This is a genomic window from Variovorax sp. UMC13 (assembly GCF_014170375.1).
GTDB lineage: Bacteria > Pseudomonadota > Gammaproteobacteria > Burkholderiales > Burkholderiaceae_C > Variovorax.
Window position 1 is genome coordinate 50,947 of the sequence record NZ_LZZW01000031.1, and the last position, 16,804, is coordinate 67,750.

The 16,804-nt window shown below is 65.1% G+C and carries 20 protein-coding genes; 16 read left to right on the top strand and 4 right to left on the bottom strand.

What is annotated here, in order from left to right:
* Positions 1-25 precede the first annotated feature (25 nt).
* A complete protein-coding gene (locus tag A9977_RS25210) occupies positions 26-205 on the top strand; it encodes a hypothetical protein (protein WP_043371977.1) in 180 nt (59 codons plus the stop codon).
* 125 nt (positions 206-330) lie between these two features.
* Here the strand turns inward: A9977_RS25210 and A9977_RS25215 are convergent, their stop codons facing one another.
* Positions 331-765 (bottom strand): hypothetical protein, encoded by a 435-nt coding sequence (locus A9977_RS25215; RefSeq protein ID WP_043376309.1) that lies wholly within the window; start codon positions 763-765, stop codon positions 331-333.
* Positions 766-1,602: 837 nt separating this feature from the next.
* Between A9977_RS25215 and A9977_RS25220 the strand changes: the two genes are divergently transcribed.
* Complete coding sequence (locus A9977_RS25220) at positions 1,603-1,917, top strand: DUF736 domain-containing protein (RefSeq protein WP_183027586.1); 315 nt, start codon at positions 1,603-1,605, stop codon at positions 1,915-1,917.
* Between the two features lie 364 nt (positions 1,918-2,281).
* On the opposite strand, the gene A9977_RS25225 is transcribed toward A9977_RS25220, so the two are convergent.
* A complete protein-coding gene (locus A9977_RS25225) occupies positions 2,282-2,572 on the bottom strand; it encodes a helix-turn-helix domain-containing protein (RefSeq protein ID WP_043376311.1) in 291 nt (96 codons plus the stop codon).
* A gap of 263 nt (positions 2,573-2,835) precedes the next feature.
* Between A9977_RS25225 and A9977_RS25230 the strand changes: the two genes are divergently transcribed.
* The 13 genes from A9977_RS25230 (at position 2,836) to A9977_RS25290 (ending at position 13,943) form a co-directional block, all read left to right on the top strand.
* Positions 2,836-3,186: a DUF2958 domain-containing protein gene (locus A9977_RS25230; protein WP_043371981.1), complete on the top strand. Its 351-nt coding sequence runs from the start codon at positions 2,836-2,838 to the stop codon at positions 3,184-3,186.
* Between the two features lie 341 nt (positions 3,187-3,527).
* Positions 3,528-4,304, top strand: a complete 777-nt coding sequence (locus A9977_RS25235; RefSeq protein ID WP_043371984.1) for a DUF2285 domain-containing protein — start codon at positions 3,528-3,530, stop codon at positions 4,302-4,304.
* 83 nt (positions 4,305-4,387) lie between these two features.
* Complete coding sequence (locus A9977_RS25240; RefSeq protein ID WP_043376313.1) at positions 4,388-4,669, top strand: AlpA family transcriptional regulator; 282 nt, start codon at positions 4,388-4,390, stop codon at positions 4,667-4,669.
* Between the two features lie 26 nt (positions 4,670-4,695).
* Complete coding sequence (locus tag A9977_RS25245; RefSeq protein WP_043376315.1) at positions 4,696-5,529, top strand: replication initiator protein A; 834 nt, start codon at positions 4,696-4,698, stop codon at positions 5,527-5,529.
* 289 nt (positions 5,530-5,818) lie between these two features.
* Complete coding sequence (parA, locus tag A9977_RS25250; protein WP_043376318.1) at positions 5,819-6,457, top strand: ParA family partition ATPase; 639 nt, start codon at positions 5,819-5,821, stop codon at positions 6,455-6,457.
* A complete protein-coding gene (locus tag A9977_RS25255; protein WP_043376321.1) occupies positions 6,454-6,738 on the top strand; it encodes a hypothetical protein in 285 nt (94 codons plus the stop codon). Before parA ends, A9977_RS25255 begins: the two co-directional genes overlap by 4 nt.
* The gene (locus tag A9977_RS25260) at positions 6,735-7,268 is read left to right on the top strand and encodes a DUF2840 domain-containing protein (protein WP_043371986.1); all 534 of its coding nucleotides are present in this window, start codon (positions 6,735-6,737) and stop codon (positions 7,266-7,268) included. Before A9977_RS25255 ends, A9977_RS25260 begins: the two co-directional genes overlap by 4 nt.
* A complete protein-coding gene (locus tag A9977_RS25265) occupies positions 7,265-7,864 on the top strand; it encodes a S26 family signal peptidase (protein WP_043371988.1) in 600 nt (199 codons plus the stop codon). Before A9977_RS25260 ends, A9977_RS25265 begins: the two co-directional genes overlap by 4 nt.
* Positions 7,861-8,238 (top strand): hypothetical protein, encoded by a 378-nt coding sequence (locus A9977_RS25270; protein ID WP_259652141.1) that lies wholly within the window; start codon positions 7,861-7,863, stop codon positions 8,236-8,238. The genes A9977_RS25265 and A9977_RS25270 overlap by 4 nt, the downstream gene beginning before the upstream one ends.
* Positions 8,239-8,311: 73 nt before the next feature.
* Complete coding sequence (locus A9977_RS25275; RefSeq protein WP_011517536.1) at positions 8,312-10,288, top strand: relaxase/mobilization nuclease and DUF3363 domain-containing protein; 1,977 nt, start codon at positions 8,312-8,314, stop codon at positions 10,286-10,288.
* A 215-nt stretch (positions 10,289-10,503) separates the two neighbouring features.
* On the top strand, positions 10,504-11,847 hold the full coding sequence (locus tag A9977_RS25280) for a ferric reductase-like transmembrane domain-containing protein (protein WP_003056168.1): 1,344 nt from the start codon (positions 10,504-10,506) through the stop codon (positions 11,845-11,847).
* Positions 11,848-11,861: 14 nt separating this feature from the next.
* Entirely contained in the window at positions 11,862-12,527 is a 666-nt protein-coding gene (locus A9977_RS25285; RefSeq protein ID WP_003056167.1) for a response regulator transcription factor, read from the top strand.
* Positions 12,528-12,530: 3 nt separating this feature from the next.
* The gene (locus A9977_RS25290) at positions 12,531-13,943 is read left to right on the top strand and encodes a HAMP domain-containing sensor histidine kinase (protein WP_003056166.1); all 1,413 of its coding nucleotides are present in this window, start codon (positions 12,531-12,533) and stop codon (positions 13,941-13,943) included.
* A gap of 13 nt (positions 13,944-13,956) precedes the next feature.
* Here A9977_RS25290 and A9977_RS25295 read toward each other — a convergent pair whose 3' ends face one another.
* On the bottom strand, positions 13,957-14,664 hold the full coding sequence (locus tag A9977_RS25295; protein WP_021028154.1) for a VIT family protein: 708 nt from the start codon (positions 14,662-14,664) through the stop codon (positions 13,957-13,959).
* Positions 14,665-14,705: 41 nt separating this feature from the next.
* The gene (locus A9977_RS25300; RefSeq protein ID WP_033460303.1) at positions 14,706-15,257 is read right to left on the bottom strand and encodes a cytochrome b; all 552 of its coding nucleotides are present in this window, start codon (positions 15,255-15,257) and stop codon (positions 14,706-14,708) included.
* Positions 15,258-15,578: 321 nt separating this feature from the next.
* Between A9977_RS25300 and A9977_RS25305 the strand changes: the two genes are divergently transcribed.
* Entirely contained in the window at positions 15,579-16,802 is a 1,224-nt protein-coding gene (locus A9977_RS25305; RefSeq protein ID WP_043376323.1) for an efflux RND transporter periplasmic adaptor subunit, read from the top strand.
* Positions 16,803-16,804: the final 2 nt, after the last annotated feature.

The following is a 16,804-nucleotide window of genomic DNA, read 5'->3' on the forward strand; positions in this document are numbered from 1 at the left end:
ACCATACCACGACCCCCCCCCGCGCATGGTGGCGATCTATGGCCCCGGCACGGTGCGCGCCCGCCGCTGGCACGGCGCAGGCGACGTGCGCGGCTACCATCCGCCTTCGGGCTGGACGGCCCGCGCTGACCTCACCGACATTCATCCCATCACGGGCCGCACCTTGCCGCGTGCCGTGTGGTGGCTCATCGAGACGAAGGAATGACGCCGGCACTGGCCCCAGCGTTTCGCGCTGGGGCCGGTGGATTCAAAAATCCGGGCGCGGCAGTGGCCGCGCCCGGTGTTGAAGGCCAACAGCCGGTTCAGAGCGCCGCCGCCTTCGCGGCGGCGTCAGACGATGCCGTGCTGCCTCAACAGCGCCTGTTCATCGCCTGATACCCAGCCGAATATCTTGGGTTCGCCGTCAAGCTGCTGCACGAGGTAGTGAACGTCGAAGTCGATGGACACGTCCGAGGTTGCGCCCCGGTCATAGGTCGCCGTCCAGGCGACGTGTGCAAGGCAATGGTGTTCGTCGATGGGGTCGATGCGAACACCGCGCAGAACCATATCCTTTTTGCCGAGCTGGCGGTAACGCTCGAATCCTTGGCTCATGACCTGTTTCAGTTGCTTGTCGTTCTGGCCGGCCATGACACCGGCCGGCGAGGCAGCGATGAAAGCTGTGGCATAGGACGAGGCGACTTGCTCCATGTCCGCTTCGTTTTTCAGGCCTTGGCGGAAGAAGTCCTGGTATCGCTTGAAGAACTCATGGATGAACTTTTCTTCCATCGGTGCTCCCTGGTTTTGGGCCATCGCTGTTCATGCCCATCATGGTAGAGCGTGTCGGCGCAATGCGCCGCCGGGCTTTCGGGCTGCGCCCCGTGCCGTCTTTGCCGTCACGGCCATTCGGCTTCAATCCCTCACGCCTTCGCGCCTGCGGCGCTGCGCACTGCGCTTGCCTCCAGGGGAAAGCCCTGCGGGCTATCCCCGCCGCGCGATGCTTGGCGCCCCTCGATGCCGCCGAACCGGCTGCGCCGGATCGGCCCGGCCAGCGCCCCGTCGCAGCGGACATGGCGTGGCTGATGCGCTTGGGCTTGCTGCGGCAGGTTGTACGAAAGCGTGCCGTCCCCGACGCTGGCAGTTCGTTGTCTGCGTGTGTCACGAAGGATGGTTCACGGACACGCCGCCCGGCCTTGTGGGGAGCTTCCGCACCGCGCTTGCAGCAGGGCCGCCGCAAGGTGCAGGGGCGCATTCCTCCTGTCGTTGGGGATGGGCCTTGGCTTCATGTCAGGGGGCGTGCCGGTGAAACCTTTGCGCAGGGATGCCGAGTCGGCCATGTCTCCTTTCGGATTGGGAGGGGGCGGCCCAAGGCGTCCTTGTGTTGTTGTGAATCCTGGCGGTGGCGCGGCTGCGCCTCGGGCTTCATGGCTGCAACCGTCCGGCGAAAACAGTTTCCCCTGCTTTGTCACTGCGTTCGGCGCATTCCTCGCGGGACAAATTGTTGTCGCCTCCCGGCCCTCCACTGCGTTGCGGCCGCAAGCGGTGCAGCCAGCCCGTCCCCCGCCGTCCGGATCACAACAACGACGCGATGGGCGCGAACCTTGTTCAACCGTAAGGAGATTCATCATGGCAACCATCGGCACCTTCACCGCGGACAAAGACGGCTTCACCGGCGCGCTGCGCACCCTGACCCTCAACGTCAAGGCCAAGCTGGTTCCCAATGACAAGGGGGACAACGAACACGCCCCCGATTACCGCGTGCAGGCGGCGGGCTTCGACATCGGCGCGGCGTGGAAGAAAGTCAGCAAGGCCGAGCGGCCCTACGTGTCCGTGACCCTCGACGATCCTTCGTTCCCGGCAACGGTCTATGCCCGGCTGATCGAGGAAGAGGACGGCACGCACACGCTGATCTGGTCGCGCAGCAAGCCCCAGGCGGCCTGACGGCCGCAACGCCCCGCCCACTGCGGCGGGGCGCTGTGCTGCTTTCGCAGCGCTGCATGGAAGCCCAATCATTGCGGGAGCGTGCTCTCACTGTTGGGCTGCTTCTGTCTGGATGTGGTGAGTCTGAGGCTGCAGGAATGGCCGGGCGTGTCGGTGCCTTGCACCGCCGGGCTTTTCGGGCTGCGCCCCGTGCCGACTTCGCCGTCACGGCCATTCGGCTCCAATCCCTCACGCCTTCGCGCCTGCGGCGCTGCGCGCTCCGCTTGCCTCCGGGGGAAAGCCCTGCGGGCTATCCCCGCCGCGCAGGGCTTGGCGCCCCTCGATGCCGCCGAACCGGCGTGCGCCGGATCGGCCCGGCCAGCGCCTACGGCTGCGCCGCTGTGAGCTGGCCTTCCGTCGCGGTCATCAGCACCGCCGTGCTGCATTCAAGCGCGCTGGCGATCTTGAAGATGATGGCCAGCGTGGGCATGTGCTCGCCGCGCTCGACCTTGCCCATGTGGGAACGCTCGACGCCAGCCAGGTGCGCCAGTGATTCCTGCGCGATGCCGCGCTCCATCCGCAGCGCACGCACCGCCGCGCCGAAGGCGTGAGCCAACTCGGCGTCATGGGTGGTGGAGCCGGCCGGTCGGCCGCGCTGAACGGATCGCTTCTGCATGGACAGAAGCGTCAAGTCGCAGCACAATTAAAACCACGTTATCTTTAACTCTTTCATGCCATTGGCCGTATTCGTGCTTTTACGGAAATCCGCTTTTGCGGATTCCGCCAAAACCGGAGAACCGCCATCGTGTCTTTCCAGATTTCTACAATTCCGCTTTTGCGCTTCCGTACTTCCACGGCTTGGGTGGAATACGCCTCCGCGCTTCGACGTGGAAACGCAAAACCGGCTGGGCACTCCCATGTTGAAGCAGGAATACCGTGATGAACGCTCCCCTTGTCACCGATGAACAGCGCGCCGCGCTGCTGGTGAACGGGTGGCTTGCTGCCACTGGCGAACCGAACGACCCGTTGCCGGTCGTGCGGCTGTTCACGCCCGACGCGCACGCCACCTGGCTGCTCACCGCGCTCGATCCCACTGACGGCGATACGGCCTACGGCCTGATCGACCTGGGAATCAGCATGCCCGAGCTGGGCCGCGTGAAGCTGTCCGACCTCGCGTCCATCGTCGGGCCGAACAAGTTGCCCGTGATGCGGGATCGGTATTTCCAGGCGGTGCGCCCGCTGTCGGAATATCTGCGGCTGGCGCAAGAGAACGGTTCCATCGTCGATTGAACCGCCCACGCACCGGCGAAACCGGGCGTATTGAGACTATTTCAGTCTTATTCCAGACTCGCCAAGTCTCAATTGGCACTCATGCATCCAAGCCCTGCGCTTCTGCTTGAAAAAGTCACGATCTTTCACGCGGCTTGCGGCATGGTGTTTTGTGCCGCCGTGACATTTTTTGGCTCATGCGGCCGTCGCATTCGGACGGATTTCGCAATGCACCGGAGCCCATCGGTCTTGACTACCAATGGTTACAGCCTGCCCCGATTCTGATGATGTTTTGACCTTGATGCGATAGCTCCGCGTTTCTCGCCGTGGCGGCGTTCCTGAATTCGACAGGAGCTTTCGTCATGGTCGATCCTCACCATCTTGCGCACTGGTATCCCACCGCCGCCTACCTCTACGTCTTGTGGCTGGATGCGCTCGCGCTGGCCTGGGAGTACCTGCGCCGTCATCCCGATTACCGGCTCGACTGGCTGCGCCAGCATCGCCGGCCACAAGCCGCACAGCAGGCGGCGCATCGCTGGGGCTTGCGCCTGTTGGAAGACCCGGCCTTGGATGCGCGCGACGCGCATCCGGCTTGGCTGCCCGGCCATGCCGGCGTGGTGCAGCTCTATCCCGATGCCGATCCGCCGTCCGACGCTGTGACCTTCGCGTTCTGGCGTATCCCCGGCCACAAGCAGCTGCTGCATGACGGCAAAGGGCTGGCGCTGATCGCGCTCCGCCCCGGCCAGTGCCTGCGCTTCGTGCTGGCGCATGGCCTGGAAGACGGCATGGCCGTGGCCTATGCCCATCGCGGCGGCGCTACCGCACCTGCGCGCGGTCATGTGCCTGGCGCAGCCCTGGCCGATACCAAGCCCAGGCCAACGCCTGCCGCGCTGCTGGAGTTGCACACCCTACAGGCGCTTGACGCGACCCTGGCGGGCGCGTCCTTGCGCGAGGTGGCCGAAGGACTGTTCGGTGCAGATACCGTGGCCGCTGACTGGCACGCCGATGGCGACCTGCGCGCCCGCGTGCGGCGTCTGGCACGGCGCGGCGATGCGTTGATGCGCGGCGGCTACCGCCGACTAGCACAGCTTCCGCCGTTTGAGAAGGGACGTTTTGAAGGGGACGCAAAACGTCCCTGAGCAGGAGAGCTTCGTTTTCTGAGACTGCCTCCATCCGGTTGCGCTGTGTGGCCGGAGCTTCAAAACCGATGGAGGTTCACACCATGCGTCCCGCTCCCTTGCGGCCTGCCGCCACTGTCTCGACCGCTGCCGCGCAGCCGCAGCGTTATCTCACCAACGACGAAGCCGCCGAGTACCTGCGGCTGTCGCCGCGCACGCTGGAGAAGCAGCGCGTGATCGGCGGCGGCCCGCGCTTTCGCAAGTTCGGCCGGCGCGTCATGTACGCCGTGGCCGACCTCGATGCCTGGGCGGCCGACCGCAGCTTCGAGACCACTTCCGATCCCGAGTACGCCGAGCACCATGCGGCGGACAGCCGTGCGCGCTGATCGGCGGTGCGCGGGTGGGCTTCGCCATGTCCAAACCCTCGCAGGAACGCGAACAGCTCGATCTGTTCCGCGCCCTGCCGGGCGACATGGCGCCGCGCGACAGCCAGGATTTGATGGCCTTTCCGTTCTTCTCGCTGGCGAAGTCGCGGCGCACGGCGCTGATCGACTTCCGCGCCAGCGGCATCACGATCCGCGTGGAGGGCACGCAGGAACACGGCATCGCCACGATCTGGGACGCGGACGTGCTGATCTGGGCGGCCTCGCAGATCGTGGAAGCCCGCGACGCGGGGCTGCGCGCGTCACGACTCATGCAGGCAACGCCCTACGAGATCCTGCGCTTCATCGGGCGCGGTACGTCGCTGCGCGACTACCAGCGCCTCAAAGCGGCCTTGGACCGCCTGCAATCGACCACGGTGGCCACGTCCATTCGCGAGACGACCGGGCGGCGCCTGCACCGCTTCTCGTGGATCAACGAGTGGAAGGAGCTGGCCGATGCCAGCGGTACGCCGCTGGGCATCGAACTGATCCTGCCGGACTGGTTCTATGGGGGCGTGCTGGATGCGGCACTGGTGCTGACCATCGACCCGGCGTACTTCCGGCTGACGGGTGGCATCGAGCGATGGCTGTACCGCCTGGTGCGCAAGCATGGTGGACGGCAGCCGGGCGGCTGGCAGTTCGATTTCCAGCACCTGTATCGCAAATCGGGCAGCGTGGCGCGGTACTACGACTTCGCCGCCGACCTGCGGGCGCTGGTGGCGCGGCAAACCTTGCCCGGCTACCAGTTGGGAATCGAGTACGTATCCGGGATTTCCTCGCCGCTGCTGACGTTCCGGCCCGTGCCGCAAACGGCACGGGGATAACTACGGCAAAGCCTGTGGATGGGCTCGTGCTATCAGGCAACAAAGGTATCGTGCTATCAGGCAACGAATCCTCGTGCTATCAGGCAACAAAATCGGCCGCAAACCCGCGCCAGCATTGGGATTGCGCGTCCTCTAACTTCCCTAACTTAATTTCTCTAACTTTTAGTAGGGAAACGCCGCTGCGGTGGACAACCACCACGCGGCCACAAACGGCAGGCAAAACCAGCCACCAGCCGACAGGTTTTGCAGGCCGATCAATGCAAGGCTTTCCAGCATGGAGGGCCGCGCCATGATCGTCGCTCTGCTCAACCAGAAAGGCGGCGTGGGCAAGACCACGCTCGCCACACACATCGCCGGCGAGCTGGCGATGCGCGGCCAGCACGTCGTCCTGCTGGACGCCGACCCGCAGGGTTCATCGCTGGACTGGACACAGCGCAGAAGCCAGCAGGGTTTGCCAAGGTTGTTCAGCGCCGTGGGCCTGGCACGCGAAACGCTGCATCAGGAAGCACCAGAACTCGCCAGGCGGGCCGATCACGTCGTCATCGACGGCCCGCCACGCATCGCGGCACTGGCGCGCTCCGCGCTGCTGGCGGCCGAGCGCGTGCTGATCCCCGTGCAACCCAGCCCCTACGACCTGTGGGCCAGCGCCGAGATGGTGGCGCTGATCCGCGAGGCCCAGGTGTTCCGGCCTGCGCTGCGCGCGGCCTTCGTCATCAACCGGCGCGTCAGCACCACGATCATCGGGCGCGAGGCGCGGCAGTCGCTGGCCGACCAACCGCTGCCGGCGCTGCGCGCCGAGGTTCGCCAGCGCATCGTCTTCGCCGACAGCGTGGCCGCCGGTCGGCTCGCACGCGAGACGGCGCCGGACAGCGCCGCCGCGCGTGAAATCACCGCGCTGGTGGACGAACTGCTGCGGTGGCCGACATGACCGAGAAGCCGCCACCGAACAGCAGACGCACGGCAAAGCGCGTCGGCATCGGCGCGCGTCCGCCCGCGAATCCGCACGCCGAGGCGTGGATTCGCCAAGGCGACGCCGATGCGCTCAACAAGGGCGACCTCTACACCGCCCGCCTGACCCTCGACATCACGCCCGCGCTGCGCGCGCGCATCAAGGTGTCGGCCTTCACGCAAGGCGTGACCGTGGCCGATCTGCTGCGGGGCCTGCTGGAGCGGGAGTTTCCCGAGCATCGCAGGGAGAACACCCCATGACCGCATCCGCTTCGCCTGCCGCTGGCGCGGCTACGGCTGCGCTCGCAGCTCCTTCCGGCCATCCTGCCAGGGCGCCGCTGACGCGCGTGGCACTGGCCTACATCGAACCGCGCTTCAAGCTCTACCTGCGCTTCGGCGAACCTGCGCGCACGCACCAGCTCGACCGCTGGCGGCGCTGCGCCGTGTTCCTGCCGGGCGCGATGTTGTGCCGCATCCGCTGGCAGGCCAACGACTACGGCACGATCCGCTGGCAGCTCATGGTGATGCAGGCTTGCACGCCGCTCGATGCGGCGCAGCGCATTCCCGGCGTGCAGCCGGGCGCACGCCTGCTGCTGCACGCCGAGGGCGAGAATCAGGTGCGCGCCGTGCTGGAGCGCATCGACGCCATCGAGGCGCTGGGCATCGCACCTGTCGGTGCCTCGCCCGCGTACTGGCGCACGCTCGCCAACCGGCTCGCTGCGCGCCTGCCGCTGCCCGAATACACCGCCGAGCGGCACGCCGCCTGGCTGACCGGGAGGGCCCTGCCATGACGCTTCCATCCGCCGTTGCCGGTGCAGCGGGCATTCCGCCGCGTCCTCACTCGCGCCTGCGCGCTCGCATCGTGCTGGCGGGCCTGTCCGCCTGCGGCCTCGCTGCGCTGGCCTGGGCGTCCTTCGTGCATCCGCTGCCGCGCCTGATCTACAACCCGTCCGACAGCGTGGCGGTCGGCTGGTATCGCGTCGATCCGCAGGGCCACGGCACCGACTCGCTGCCACGTCCTTTGTCCGTGGGCAGCATCGTCCTGACCACGCTGCCGCCAGATGCCGCCGCGCTGGCCGCGCAGCGCGGCTACCTGCCGGCGCGCCTGCCGCTGCTCAAGCGCGTGGGCGCCGTCGCGCCGCAGGAAGTGTGCATCGCTGGCGACATTGTCCGCATCGACGGCGTGCCTTCGGCCGCCGTGCTGCCTGCCGACCGCTGGGGCCGGCCTCTGCCATCCTGGCAGCAATGCCGCCGCCTTGAACCCGGCGAACTGTTCTTGCTCAGTGTGACCAACCCTGCATCGTTCGACAGCCGGTATTTCGGGCCGGTCAGCGCATCCGCCGTGATCGGCGTCGCGCATCCGGTCTGGCTGGAGTCCCGCCCATGATGGCCGCCGACTCGCTGCACGTCGCCGTGCATCTCATCGTGCCATCGGGCGTGTCGTTCTGCCGTTCGTCGCCGTGTCGTCGCGCGTGCAGTGCGAGCGCATTCGCGCCGCACTTCGCGTTGCCTTCGGCGCAGCCATCCAACGTGCAGGCGTCTTGCCTCGAACGCGCCCGGCCTGCGGCCGTGTCCGCGTTCGCCGGCGCGCTGGCTGCTCGCGCAGCAGCGCCGCCGGGCCGCCGCTGCCCGGAGCGCCAGCGAGGGGCAAAGGCGGAAGGCAAGACAAAAGGGGGCGGCACCTGTCGGCCCGCAAAGCCAGTCTGCACGTGGGGGGGCGAGGCACGCAGCGGCTTTGCCGCCGTGCCGCTTGGGGCGTGAGGCACGCACCGATACAGGCATGTCCGCGTGCTTCGCACGCCCGGACACGCCAGAGTTTGCAGGGAGCGCAGGCATGACCAACCGCCGCGACGATGATTTCCGCATCCGCCCCAGCGCACCGAAGAACCGGGGCCAGGGCTTCGTATCCAAGGTGCTCCAGCAGGCAGGCAAGGCCAGCGGCGGCAAGTCCACGGTGCGCCGTCCTGGCGGCAGTGGCAAGGGCACCGGCCAGCGGCCCGGATCGCGCCTGGGACGCGGCCACACGGCGGCGCGCTTCGCAGGGGCGAAGCTCACGCCTATGTCGCGGCGCGTGACCATCAAGACACTACTGGTCAACCAGCAGCGGGCCAGTCCGCAGTCGCTCGCCAAGCACCTGCGCTACATCGAGCGCGACGGCGTGGGCCGCGACGGCGAACCGGGTCGGGCCTATGGGCCGCAGACCGACGAAGCTGATCTGAACGCATTCAAGGAGCGCTGCGCCGATGATCGGCACCACTTTCGCTTCATCGTTTCGCCCGAGGAAGGGGCCGAGCTGGAAGACCTGCGCACCTACACGCGGCACCTGATGGGACGCATGGAGGCCGACCTGGGCACGCGGCTGGAATGGGTGGCGGTCGATCACTGGAATACCGACAACCCGCACACCCACCTGATCGTGCGCGGGCGCGACGACACCGGCAAAGACCTCATCATCGCGGGCGACTACATCACTGATGGTTTTCGTCATCGCGCCGCCGAGCTGGCGACCGAATGGCTGGGGCCACGCACCGAGCTGGAGATCCAGCAGACCTTGCAGCGCGAGGTGGAGCAAGAGCGGTGGACTAGCCTGGATCGCACGTTGAAACGCGAGGCCGGCGAGGATGGCCGGGTACAGATCGAACGCTTCAACGAACCGACGTTGCAACGCCAGCGCCTGCTGCTGATCAGCCGCCTGCAACGCTTGCAGCACCTGGGCCTGGTCGACGAGACGCAGCCCGGCAGTTGGGCCGTCCATGCCGATGCCGAGAAGACCTTGCGCGCCCTGGGCGAGCGTGGAGACATCATCCGCACCATCCAGCGGGCCATGAGCGGCCAGCCGCGCGAGCTGGCGGTGTTCGAGCCGGGCGACGATGGCCGAACTATTCTCGGCCGCGTAGCCGCGAAGGGGCTGGCCGACGAACTGCGCGACCGGGGCTATCTGGTCATCGACGGCGTGGACGGCAAGGCCCACTACGTCGCGCTCAATGCCCGCGACGAGCTGGCGAACTATCCCAGCGGCGCCGTGGTGGAGGTGAAAGGATCGGCCGACGTGCGCGCGGCGGACAAGAACATCGCCGCGCTGGCGAGCGATGGCTTGTACCGTACCGACCATCACCTCGCCATCGCCCAGGGGCAGGCCGTGCCCGGCCGCGATCCGCAGGAAGTCGTCGCGGCCCATGTCCGCCGACTGGAAGCCTTGCGCCGCGCCGGCATCGTGGAGCGTGTGGCCGAAGGTCTATGGAAGGTGCCGGACGATCTGCCCGAGCGTGGCCGTCAGTACGACGCGCAGCGCCTGGGAAGCGTGGCCGTGGAACTGAAATCGCACCTGCCCATCGAGCGGCAGGCCCGCGTGATCGGGGCCACCTGGCTCGACCAGCAACTGATCGGCGGCGGCTCGGGCCTGGGCGACCTGGGCTTTGGCGGCGAGGCCAAACAGGCCATGCAGCAGCGCACCGACTTCCTGGCCGAACAGGGGTTGGCCGAGCGGCGCGGGCAGCGCGTGATCCTGGCGCGCAACCTGCTGGGCACGCTGCGCAACCGGGAGCTGGCGCAGGCCGCGAAGGACATTGCAGGCGAAACGGGCCTGGAGCATCGGCCCGTGGCCGACGGGCAGCGCGTGGCCGGCATCTACCGGCGCAGCGTCATGCTCGCCAGCGGGCGCTACGCGATGCTTGATGACGGCATGGGCTTCTCGCTGGTGCCGTGGAAGCCGGTGATCGAACAGCGATTGGGGCAGCAGCTTTCCGCGACGGTTCGCGGCGGCGGGGCGTCCTGGGAGATTGGGCGGCATCGGGGGCCAACCATTTCTTGAGTCAAGGTAAAGCCACAAGCCGGTGGGCAAAATTAGATTTTATCCATAGATGGGTGATCAATCCAAAGCGTTACCAAAGGTTGGGATGTCAAAATTAGAATTATCTGTAATTTCGGATACACGGCCACATTCAAAGGCACGCTATCGCGTATATGGATTGATGGTTTCCGACCAGTGCCGCATGCGCCTTCCGCAGAATTTGGGGCAAATCCACGATGAAGAGAATAATTTGGACGTTCTGGTTTTTTGCGCTGGCATTGAGCGCTTTATGGCTTTTTACCGATACGCTCTGGCCTGCACAGTCCAACTACTTCGCCCTGCGAACGGTATGGATTCAATACAGCGGCGTACTGGCCATCGGCGCGATGTCCGTGGCGATGATGTTGGCCACGCGCCCGGCGTGGCTGGAGCCCAGCTTGAACGGACTGGACAAGATATACCGCCTGCACAAGTGGCTCGGCATCGCTGCTCTGGCCGCTGCAACAGTACACTGGCTGTGGGCGCAGGGTACTAAATGGGCCGTAGGCTGGGGCTGGCTGACGCGCCCCGCGCGCAAGCCCCGCGCAACGGCTGATTCAATGGGCTCCATTGAATCGGCGCTGCGTGGCTGGCGTGGACTGGCCGAGGACTTGGGCGAATGGGCCTTCTACGCCGTCGCCGTGCTACTGGTGCTGGCTTTGGTTAAGCGCTTTCCCTACCGGCTGTTCGCCAAGACGCACCACTGGATGGCAGCGATCTACTTGGTGCTGGCCTTCCACACCTTGGTGTTGGTGCAGTTCTCCTACTGGGCCCAGCCCGTGGGCTGGGCTTTGGCTATGCTGCTGGCGAGCGGCACGGTATCGGCGGTGTGGGTGCTGCTGGGCCGAGTCGGTGCGCAGCGCACCGCGCACGGTGTCATCGAATCGCTGCAGACCTACCCTGCGCTGAACGTGCTGGAAACCACCCTGCGGATGGACCCGGGCTGGCCCGGCCACCGGCCCGGACAGTTTGCCTTCGCCATGTCCAACCCGAAAGAAGGCCCGCACCCCTACACGCTAGCCTCAGCCTGGGTGCCGGAAGACCGGCGCATTACCTTCATCACCAAGGCGCTGGGCGACCACACCCGCCGGCTGCCTGAGCGCCTACGGGTAGGCGACCAGGTAACGGTCGAGGGGCCTTACGGCTGCTTCACTTTCGACGACGAGAAGGCCCGCCAGATCTGGATCGGCGCCGGCATCGGTATCACGCCATTCATTGCGCGCATGAAGTATTTGGCGCAGCATAAAGGCCAAGACGCACGCCCGGTCGATTTGTTTCATCCTACGAGCGACGTTGATCCGCAGGCCATCGAGAAACTGCGCGCCGACAGCCAGGCGGCCGGCGTTGTGCTGCACTTGCTCATCGACAAGCAGAACGGTCGCCTGACGGGTGAACGCCTGCGTGCCATGGTGCCGGGTTGGAAAGACGCCAGCGTCTGGTTCTGCGGCCCCACGGCCTTCGGCCGCGCGTTGCGCGCCGACCTGCTGGCCCAGGGGCTGGAGCCGGAGGCGTTCCACCAGGAGCTTTTCGAGATGCGCTGAATGGAAGAAAGCACATGCGCGTATTGATCGTGGAAGACTCGCAAACGCTGGCCGAAGCCCTGAGCCAGAGCCTTCAGTCGGAAGGCTATGCCTGCGATACAGCAGCCGATGGCGTGTCCGCGCTGAAGTTTCTTGCCAGCTACCGGTACGACGCCATCATTCTGGACTTGATGCTGCCCCGGCTGGACGGCTTTGGCGTGTTGCGCGCATTGGGCCGGGAGGCCCATGCCGCACCGGTGTTGGTGCTCTCCGCGCGCGAACTGCTCGACGACCGGGTGCGGGCCTTGGATGCGGGTGCCGATGACTACCTGACAAAACCCTTCGAGCTAGCCGAACTGCTGGCTCGCCTGCGGGCGCTAGTACGGCGTCCGCCGCAACGGGACGTTCCAGTTCTGCGCCACGGCGATCTGGAGGTCGATCCGCGCTCGCGCATCGCGAGGTTCAAGTGCATTGATCTTGGGCTCACGCCGAAGGAGTATGGACTGCTCGACTTGCTGCTGCGTCGGCGCGGCGCCACGCTGTCGCGCTCGCAGATTTTTGAACATTTGTACGACAGCCGCAGCGATGCATCGGACAAAGTGGTAGAGGTGATCGTCAGCACCTTGCGAACCAAGCTTGCCCTGTGCGGCCTGGATGAACTGATCGTGACACGCCGTGGCTTCGGCTACATCCTGCCCTGAACGATGGTACGTCCCGATTCCGAAGCCCTTTCTGATGCGAGTCAAGGCGGATCCTGGTCCTTGCAGCGGCGGCTGGCTGCCAGCTTGGTGATCTGCATTGGAGGAACCTTCGCGATCCTGTTTCCCGTCCTCGACTACTGGATTGACCACGAAATCTATCGACGGATGGATACCACCCTGATGCAACGATCAGCGGCGGTGGGGCGCGTGCTGCAGGAGTTGGATGCGAGAAAGCTCGAAAGCCTCATGCCGGAATATGAGCCTGGCGGGCATACCGAGTTCTTCACGGTCTTCGATTCGCAGACCCACCGGGCCTTGCTACGCTCTCCCAGCAGTGCAGGCGCCGAGCTATCGCTTGGCCCGGTGGAGCAAGGCACCCCGCGCTATTACGACGTGACACTTCCGGATGGCCACGCGGGCCGCGCGCTGGCGACGCGCGTGTCGGTAACTGGAGAGAGGTCTCAGCTATTAGTCGTCGCAACAGAACGCCGGGATTGGGATCAAACCGAGCGGCGCATCCACTTTGCGCTCTTGGGCGGTATTGTGCTGGCAACGCTGCTAGCGACGGGCCTGGCGCTGCTCATGGTTCGGCATATCGTGGTCATGCTGGAGCGGGTCGGCGAGCAACTGGCCGATCTGCGTTCGGATCGGCCGATTGCGCGGATCGGAGCGGACTTTCCCCGTGAACTGCGTCCATTTGCCGAAGCCTTCAATCAGGGCTTGCATCACCTGTATGTGGCCATTGTCCGCGAGCGCCGCTTCTCCCGCGATGTGGCCCACGAGTTGCGCACGCCCCTGGCGGAAATCCGCATCAGCGCAGAAAGCGCTTTGATCGATGCCGACCCGGCCCGAATCCAGCGCGCCCTGAATGCAATGATCCAGGCCAGTTCACGCATGCAGCGCAGTGTGGACACTCTGCTGTTGTTGGCGCGACTTGAGTCCGGCCAACACACAATGGCGCTGGATCCTCTGGATCTAACTGCTTTGCTGCGAGAGTTGCTGGCGGGACTTAACGTCCAGCAAATGGCACCCAAGTCACCCATCCGCGTGACTTTGCCTGAATCGGCATGGGTGCAAAGTGATCAGGGCGTGATCGAACGCATCGTCTCCAACCTCTTGCGCAATGCCATTGAATACGCGCCCGAAGGCGACGACATTCAATGCGGGCTGGAGCGCGAAGCTTCCGGCTGGATGTTGACCATCGTCAACACAGCTCCCAATTTGCTGGCATCCGATCTGGATCAATTCGGCCTTCGCTTCTGGCGCAAGGATTCCGAAGGTGGCACGGCGCACCACGCCGGGTTGGGACTTGCACTGGCCCTGGCGCTCGCGCATGCCATAGACCTGCCGCTGGCGTTCTCACTGGACAACGGTCGGCTGTCCGCGCGGCTTGGCCCTTGGCCAGCGCTGCTCTGAGATTGACGCAGATTTACACCGCGGTGCCGAACATGGCTCCCACGCCCGCTGTCACCGCCATGGCAAATGTGCCCCAGAACGCGACGCGCAGTGCACTTTTGAACAGCGGCGTACCACCCACGGCAGCAGCCGCAGCGCCGAGCAGGGCCAGGAAGACAATCGCCGTCGCGACGATCCAATAGAGCAGGCTCTGCTCCGGCGCCAACAGAACCACGGCCAGCGGCATGGCCGCACCCACGGCGAAGCTTCCAGCGGACGCCATGGCGGCTTGCAGCGGGCGAGCGCTCAAGGTTTCAGAAATGCCCAATTCATCGCGCGCGTGCGCGCCCAACGCATCATGCGCCATCAATTGCGTGGCGACCTGATCCGCGAGTCGATGATCCAGGCCACGCCGAACATAGATGGCCGTGAGTTCGCGATGTTCGGCTTCCGGACTGTTCTTCAGTTCATCACGTTCCCGCGCCAGATCCGCCTTCTCCGTATCAGCTTGTGAATAGACCGATACGAATTCGCCTGCAGCCATGGACATGGCACCGGCTACCAACCCCGCGATGGCCGTGGTCATGATGCTGGCATGGCTTGCATGGGCCGCAGCCACGCCTGCAACTAGGCTGGCCGTGGAAATGATGCCGTCATTGGCACCCAGAACAGCTGCGCGTAGCCATCCGATATGTTCAGTGCGATGACTTTCAGGGTGAGCGCGATGATGAAATTTTGTCATTGAAAAATCAAATCCATGTGAAGCAGCCCAAGGCCAGCAGTTCAGGTGCGATGACCGGGAAGCATGCGAACCAGTGTGTTGTCACGCATGACGTAGTGGTGCAACAGCGCCGCCATCGCATGCAATCCGATCAAGACATAGCCCAATGTCGCCAGCGCCTCATGGACATCCTTGAGTTGGCGCGACAAAGCAACGTCGGTGCCGATCAGAGAGGGAACGGGCAAGCCAAACAGAACAATCGGCTTGCCCGCCGCACTCAAGGTGAGCCATCCGAGCAGCGGCATGGCGAGCATGAAGCTGTAGAGCGCATAGTGCATGCCATCGGCGAGCGTGGCCTGCCAGCGTGGCATGGGTGGTTGGATCGCGGGCTTCACGCCCGCCTGGATGCGCACCCCGATACGGATCACGACGATCACCAGAACGCTGAGGCCCAGCAGGTAGTGCAAGGACTTCATGGCGTCTCTCAAGGCTCCCTTGGGTGCCAGTCCGCGCAATTCCATGCTCGCATAGACCGCAATGATGAGAATCACGGTCAGCCAGTGCAAGCCTATGACCAAGGGACTGAAACGGTATTCGGAATTCTTGATGTCCATGGCGCATGGCCCCGATGTTTGAGATGGCAAAAAAGCGAACCGCTGGCTATCCTGGCTATCGGATCAAGTGACTGAGAAGTCAACTTGCCGGCAGCTTGTGGCTCAAGACAAGCGGTTTTTTTCTGAATAGATCGTACAGAGAAAATTTCGCTTTCTCCAAAGCTTTCTCAAAGCTTCACCGAAGAACATGAGCTGATCTTTACAAGAGATCGACCGCATGTTTCGCCTCATTAACCTCGCGCACCGCTTCATATGCGACGAATTTTCAATTCGCGCTGTGTGCTCTCTACTCTGCTCTACGTCATTTGGGGCGGCACAAGCATGAGCTTCCCGACCTTGAAAGCGGCGGGCACCTCCAGCCGAACCAAGACCTTGGCCCTGTCCGCCGTCGGTGTGGCAGTTCTGGCTGCCGTAGGGTACGGCTGGTGGGCTTGGGCAACGCAGCAGACAACCGTAGCCGATAAAGACGCGAACGAAGCCGTCGCCCAGCCGAGTGCTGGCAGCGTTCAGCTCAACGCCGCTCAACTCCGCGCGCAGGGCGTGGAAACCGCCATCGTCAAGGACGCCGCAGCAATACCGCTGGATGGCTTGCCCGCGCAGACCGTGGCACCGCTCTCGGCCAGCGCGCAGGTTGTGGCACCCTATGGCGGTGTGGTGACGCGCGTTCTGGTCGATGAAGGTGCCGCAGTGCGCCAAGGACAGGCTTTGGCGCGCATCCAGAGCAAGGATGTTCTGGCGGCGCAAGCCGATCTGGCGCGTGCCCGCACGGACGCGACCGCAGCCGCCACGCAGGCCAGGCGCGATGCTGCCCTGCTCGCCGAGGGCATCATCCCCGCCGCGCGCAACGAGCAAACTCAGGCGCGCGCAGCGGCTGCGCAAAGTACGTTGCAAGAGGCCAATGGCGCCCTCGCACGGCTTCGACCCGTTAGCGGCGGGCAGGCCGGCGAGTATGAATTGCTGGCGCCTTTGTCCGGGCGGGTGATGCGTCGTCACCTGAGCCTCGGGCAGGCGGTCGCGCCGCTCGACATCGCCTTTATAGTGGCTCAGCCTGGCCCGCTGGATGTCAGCGTCGCGGTTCCGCTGCGCTGGCGCTCAGATCTCCACCCAGGCTTGGAAGTGCGTCTTCCCGATGGCACGATCGCTCGCGTGACGGCTGTTGGTGGCGACACTGACCTCAGTAGTCAGAGCCTGCGGGTACGTGCCCGCGTCGATGCAGATCAGGCAGGGGCAGACCGCTATGCGGCCGGGCAGCAGATCAGTGTCGCGCTGTTGCTGCCAGCACCGCAGGGCACCTTGAGCGTGCCATCGGCCGCACTGCTGCCAGCGGGCAGCGCCCACGTGGTCTACGTTGCTGAGCCGTCATCGCAAGACAAGCAAGGCGACCTACGCGTCCGCGCTGTTCCGGTGCAACTGCTGGGGCAAGACGAATCAGAGGCGTCAAGCGCCGTGCGTGCAGTCTCGCCAGACACTGCGCCGCTTGCGGCAGGCATGCAGGTCGTCGTGCGCGGTACGGCACTGCTCAAATCCATGATTCCATTGCAATGAGG

What these genes read in the sequence shown, in the direction of transcription:
- A9977_RS25230 (WP_043371981.1), top strand. Translation starts at nt 2,836, where the DNA reads ATGAACGCTCCCCTTGTCACCGATGAACAGCGCGCCGCGCTGCTGGTG.
- A9977_RS25235 (WP_043371984.1), top strand. Translation starts at nt 3,528, where the DNA reads ATGGTCGATCCTCACCATCTTGCGCACTGGTATCCCACCGCCGCCTAC.
- A9977_RS25300 (WP_033460303.1), bottom strand. Translation starts at nt 15,257, where the DNA reads ATGGACATCAAGAATTCCGAATACCGTTTCAGTCCCTTGGTCATAGGC.
- A9977_RS25255 (WP_043376321.1), top strand. Translation starts at nt 6,454, where the DNA reads ATGACCGAGAAGCCGCCACCGAACAGCAGACGCACGGCAAAGCGCGTC.
- A9977_RS25275 (WP_011517536.1), top strand. Translation starts at nt 8,312, where the DNA reads ATGACCAACCGCCGCGACGATGATTTCCGCATCCGCCCCAGCGCACCG.
- A9977_RS25280 (WP_003056168.1), top strand. Translation starts at nt 10,504, where the DNA reads ATGAAGAGAATAATTTGGACGTTCTGGTTTTTTGCGCTGGCATTGAGC.
- A9977_RS25240 (WP_043376313.1), top strand. Translation starts at nt 4,388, where the DNA reads ATGCGTCCCGCTCCCTTGCGGCCTGCCGCCACTGTCTCGACCGCTGCC.
- A9977_RS25260 (WP_043371986.1), top strand. Translation starts at nt 6,735, where the DNA reads ATGACCGCATCCGCTTCGCCTGCCGCTGGCGCGGCTACGGCTGCGCTC.
- parA (WP_043376318.1), top strand. Translation starts at nt 5,819, where the DNA reads ATGATCGTCGCTCTGCTCAACCAGAAAGGCGGCGTGGGCAAGACCACG.
- A9977_RS25225 (WP_043376311.1), bottom strand. Translation starts at nt 2,572, where the DNA reads ATGCAGAAGCGATCCGTTCAGCGCGGCCGACCGGCCGGCTCCACCACC.
- A9977_RS25215 (WP_043376309.1), bottom strand. Translation starts at nt 765, where the DNA reads ATGGAAGAAAAGTTCATCCATGAGTTCTTCAAGCGATACCAGGACTTC.
- A9977_RS25270 (WP_259652141.1), top strand. Translation starts at nt 7,861, where the DNA reads ATGATGGCCGCCGACTCGCTGCACGTCGCCGTGCATCTCATCGTGCCA.
- A9977_RS25285 (WP_003056167.1), top strand. Translation starts at nt 11,862, where the DNA reads ATGCGCGTATTGATCGTGGAAGACTCGCAAACGCTGGCCGAAGCCCTG.
- A9977_RS25210 (WP_043371977.1), top strand. Translation starts at nt 26, where the DNA reads ATGGTGGCGATCTATGGCCCCGGCACGGTGCGCGCCCGCCGCTGGCAC.
- A9977_RS25265 (WP_043371988.1), top strand. Translation starts at nt 7,265, where the DNA reads ATGACGCTTCCATCCGCCGTTGCCGGTGCAGCGGGCATTCCGCCGCGT.
- A9977_RS25290 (WP_003056166.1), top strand. Translation starts at nt 12,531, where the DNA reads ATGGTACGTCCCGATTCCGAAGCCCTTTCTGATGCGAGTCAAGGCGGA.
- A9977_RS25295 (WP_021028154.1), bottom strand. Translation starts at nt 14,664, where the DNA reads ATGACAAAATTTCATCATCGCGCTCACCCTGAAAGTCATCGCACTGAA.
- A9977_RS25220 (WP_183027586.1), top strand. Translation starts at nt 1,603, where the DNA reads ATGGCAACCATCGGCACCTTCACCGCGGACAAAGACGGCTTCACCGGC.
- A9977_RS25305 (WP_043376323.1), top strand. Translation starts at nt 15,579, where the DNA reads ATGAGCTTCCCGACCTTGAAAGCGGCGGGCACCTCCAGCCGAACCAAG.
- A9977_RS25245 (WP_043376315.1), top strand. Translation starts at nt 4,696, where the DNA reads ATGTCCAAACCCTCGCAGGAACGCGAACAGCTCGATCTGTTCCGCGCC.